This is a genomic window from Rhodococcus chondri (genome assembly GCF_036327435.1).
GTDB lineage: Bacteria > Actinomycetota > Actinomycetes > Mycobacteriales > Mycobacteriaceae > Rhodococcus > Rhodococcus chondri.
In genome coordinates this window covers 1-3,996 of sequence record NZ_JAUZMZ010000272.1, presented here as the reverse complement: position 1 = coordinate 3,996, position 3,996 = coordinate 1, and the positions used below count along the sequence as shown (strand labels likewise).

General features: G+C 69.3%; 4 protein-coding genes. 1 reads left to right on the top strand and 3 read right to left on the bottom strand.

Annotated elements, in window-relative coordinates:
• The 3 genes from Q8814_RS24810 to Q8814_RS24800 all read right to left on the bottom strand — a co-directional run.
• On the bottom strand, nucleotides 1–1,923 hold a 1,923-nt coding region (locus tag Q8814_RS24810), incomplete at its 3' end, for a PTS fructose transporter subunit IIABC (RefSeq protein ID WP_330154621.1).
• A gap of 10 nt (nucleotides 1,924–1,933) precedes the next feature.
• The gene (locus Q8814_RS24805) at nucleotides 1,934–2,914 is read right to left on the bottom strand and encodes a 1-phosphofructokinase family hexose kinase (RefSeq protein ID WP_330154620.1); all 981 of its coding nucleotides are present in this window, start codon (nucleotides 2,912–2,914) and stop codon (nucleotides 1,934–1,936) included.
• Nucleotides 2,911–3,678: a DeoR/GlpR family DNA-binding transcription regulator gene (locus tag Q8814_RS24800; protein WP_330154619.1), complete on the bottom strand. Its 768-nt coding sequence runs from the start codon at nucleotides 3,676–3,678 to the stop codon at nucleotides 2,911–2,913. The genes Q8814_RS24805 and Q8814_RS24800 overlap by 4 nt, the downstream gene beginning before the upstream one ends.
• A 118-nt stretch (nucleotides 3,679–3,796) precedes the next feature.
• Between Q8814_RS24800 and Q8814_RS24795 the strand changes: the two genes are divergently transcribed.
• Nucleotides 3,797–3,996: phosphoenolpyruvate-utilizing N-terminal domain-containing protein (locus tag Q8814_RS24795; RefSeq protein WP_330154618.1), on the top strand; the 200-nt coding region annotated here is incomplete at its 3' end.

Here is a 3,996-nt window from a genome sequence, read left to right as displayed (position 1 = left end):
GTTGTCCATCGCGAAGATCACGAACACGCCGCCGTGCGGTGCGCTGAGCGTGACATCGGTGGCCATGACGATGCCACCGGTTACCGCGCCGCCGACCATCATCGACGGGATCACGCGGATCGGATCGGCTGCGGCGAACGGGATCGCACCCTCGGAGATGAACGACGCCCCGAGCAGCCACGCGGCCTTACCGTTCTCGCGTTCCGCGAAGCTGTAGAGCCGGGGACGGAGGAGTGACGACAACGCCATCGCCAGGGGCGGGACCATTCCGGCAGCCATTACCGCGGCCATGATCTGCAGCGATGCGTGATTGGAGACGTCGAGCCCCGCGACGGCGAAGGCATATGCGGCCTTGTTGACCGGTCCGCCGAGGTCGAAGCACATCATCAGTCCGAGGATGACGCCGAGGATCACGGCCGAGCCACCCGAGAGACCGTTGAGCCAGTTCGTCAGGCCACTGGTGATCGCGGCGAGCGGACGTCCCAGTACGACGAACATCAATGCGCCGACCACCAGGCTCGCGAGCAGCGGGATGATGACCACGGGCATCAGCCCCCGCGCCCACGTGGGGAGCGGGATTCTGCTCACATACAGCGCGGCGAAACCGGCGATGATGCCGCCGACCAGACCGCCGATGAAGCCCGCACCGACGAACACGGCAACCGCACCAGCGGTGAAACCGGGTGCGAGCCCGGGCCTGTCGGCGATGGCGAACGCGATGTACCCGGCAAGCGCCGGCACCAGGAACGAGAAGGCCAGCGAGCCGATCTGGAACAGGACGGCTCCGAGATAGGTGGCCAGGCCTCCGTCCGGCAGATCGGTGAGGGTGTTGTCGACGACGATGTCTGCGGCAGAGTCCGAGATGTCGTAGCCGCCGAGCAGGAAGCCCAGGGCGATGAGGAGACCGCCGGCCGCGACGAACGGGATCATGTAGCTCACACCCGTGAGCAGGATCTGACGTAGCCGTGTGCCCCAGCCGAGTTCCGAGCCCGCGTCGGCGTCGGTGCCGGCGGCGGCCTGCCCGGGTTCGATCTTGGCTGCGGACGGATCGCGCGCGGCGCGCAGCGCCTCGCCGATCATCGTGTCGGGTTCGTTGATCGCACGCTTGACTCCGGAGGCGACGACGGGTTTGCCCGCAAAGCGTTCGCGACCCTTGACGCCCACATCCGTTGCGAAGATGACCGCGTCGGCAGCCGCGATCACCGAAGCCGGCAGCGGGGTGCTGCCGCTCGAGCCCTGTGTCTCGACGTGCAGTGTTACTCCGGCGCGCTCACCGGCAGCGGTGAGGGCGTCGGCCGCCATGTAGGTGTGGGCGATTCCCGTCGGGCAGGCGGTCACGGCCACGACCGTGCGGGCCCGGGTGTTCGCACCGGACGCTGGGTCCGCGGCTCCGCTCGTGCTTTCCGGAGCCGGGCTCTCGGCGGGAGGTGCGGATTCGGTCGGCGGAGGAAGGACCTCTTCGACCAGGGCGACCACATCGTCGGCGGTACGCGCGTTTCGCAGCGCCGCCACGAAGTCGGGCCGGACCAGGGCGCGGGCGAGCGCGGTCAGCAGCTTCATGTGGTCACCGCCCGCCCCTTCCGGTGCGGCGATGAGGAATACCAGGTCGGCGGGCCCGTCGGGCGCGCCGAAATCCACCTTCGGAGACAGCCGGGCGAATCCGAGCGAGGCCGTCGTGACGGCGCCGGACCGGCAGTGGGGAATTGCCAGACCGCCGGGAAGACCGGTCGCGGACTTCGACTCCCGCTCGAGCACGGCCGCGGTGAGGGCGTCGGCATCGGAACTGCGACCTGCGGCGGCGAGCCGGGCGCTCAGGGCGGCGACGACGGATTCCTTGTCGGCGCCGAGATCGGAGTCGAGGGTGATGAGATCCGTGTCGATGATCGCGGGTCCGCGGGGGCGACCGGATGCGATGTCTGACATGAGGTGTCCTTTACGGGTGGGGGAGCGAGCGGGCGGGAATGTCGAGATCCGTGACCTGCACGACGGTGGCGTCGACAGGTCCGGGTAGTTCGGTGCCGGGCAGGGCCACTGCGGCGCTGCCGTAGGCGACGGCGTGTCGCAGCCGGTCGGCCGGGCCGAGCCCGGCCTGTTCGGCGAGGAGGAACCCTGCCAAGGAGGAGTCGCCGGCCCCGACCGTGCTGCGGGCCACGACCGGGGGAGGAACGGCCCGCCACGCACCGTCGGATGAGACGAGTACGGCTCCCGCGCCTCCGAGGGTGGCCAGTACTGCTCCGACGCCGCGCTCGACGAGGCTGCGCGCGGTGGTCACCACCGGGGTGAGGTCTCCGGAGTGCACCGCGGCCTCGAGGCTCGCGGCGTCGGCTCCCGTCAGCTGGGCGAGTTCGTCGGTGTTGGGTTTGATCACATCGGGCGCTGCCTCTGGGAACTGCGCGGCCAGCGCGAGCAGGGGACCTTCGGAGGTGTCGACGGCGATGCGACAGTGCGTGGAACGCAGTGCACGAACCACGTCGGCGTACCACCCGTCGGGGACACCGGGGGGCAGTGACCCGGAGAGCACCGCCCACGTGGCCCCGGCTGCGTTGTCGGCCACGGCCGCCAGCAGCCCGGTGATCGTTGCCTCGCCGGAGTCGGTACCGGGTTCGTTGAGTTTTGTTGTGGTGCCGTCGGGTTCGGCGATGGTGATGTTGGTCCGGGCCGGGCCCGAGGTGGGGACCGAACAGTACGGGATACCGCGGTCGTCGAGTGCCGCGAGCAGCGGATCGCCCGTGTTCGCCGGTAGCACGGCCAGGACGGGACGGCCCGCACCGTGAAGCACACGGGCCACGTTGATGCCTTTGCCGCCGGGATCGACGAGAGCCGTGGCGGCGCGCTGGACCGTTCCGCGTTCGAGTGGGCCGGTCAGCACAACTGTGCGGTCCAGGCTGGGGTTGGCGGTCAGTGTGACGATCACGCCGTCACCACCTCGATTCCGTGATCGGTCAATTGGAGTCGGTCGGCATCGTCGATGTCCGTGTCGGTGACCAGTACGTCCACCGCCGAGAGGGGAGCGAAGCTGAGCAGGTGACGTCGGCCGATCTTCGACGAATCGGCAACGACCACCACGCGATCGGCGCAGCGCACCATGGCACGTTTGACGGCGGCCTCGTCGGAGTCGGGGGTGGACAATCCGTGTTCGGCGCTCAGTGCGTTGGTGCCGATGAATGCGACGTCCACGTGCAGGGTTCCGAGGAATCGCAGTGCGTCCTCACCGACCGCTGCCTGGGTGATGCCGCGCACGCGCCCCCCGATCAGGTGCAGCTGTACCGAGCCGAGGCCCGCGAGACGAGCTGCGATAGGCACGGAGTTGGTGGCGACGGTGAGCTCGGTGTCGGTCGGTAGTGCCGCGACGAGCCGGCCGGTGGTGGTTCCGGCGTCGAATACGACGCTGCCTCGGGCGGCCGGCAGATATGCGGCTGCCGCGGCGGCGATGCGGTCCTTCTGGCCGGCGCGGGCGTGTTCACGGTCCGCCAGGGCAGGCTCGGTGACGGTGATGGCGGCCGAAGGCACAGCTCCGCCGTGGACCCGGCGGACGTGGCCCAGGCGTTCGAGGAGCGCGAGATCACGGCGCACGGTTTCGGTGGTGACCGCGTACCGACCCGCGAGATCGGCCACCGAGACGCGGCCGCGTCGGCCGACCAGCTCGGCTATGGACTGCTGCCGTTCCTCTGGGTACACCCTCACTCCTCGGCCGGATTCATGTTGCTTTATGTTGTTTTACGCCCGTATGTGTTGACATGTCAATGCCTGAGGGTAATCTCGGTCACACGACAACTCGACCGGCGAGGAGACAAACATGAACAAGGCGGCGCACGTGCTGCACGGCACGCCGGTGGTCCCCGGAGTGGGTTACGGCCCGGTGATCCGCCCGACACCTCGGTGCGAGATCGTCACGTCGTCCGCGACGACCATCCCGGACACCGCCAGAGAAGCCGAGGTGGGACGCTTCGAAGCCGCCGCCGCCGCGGTGGCGGACAGGCTCCGCGCACGCGCGAC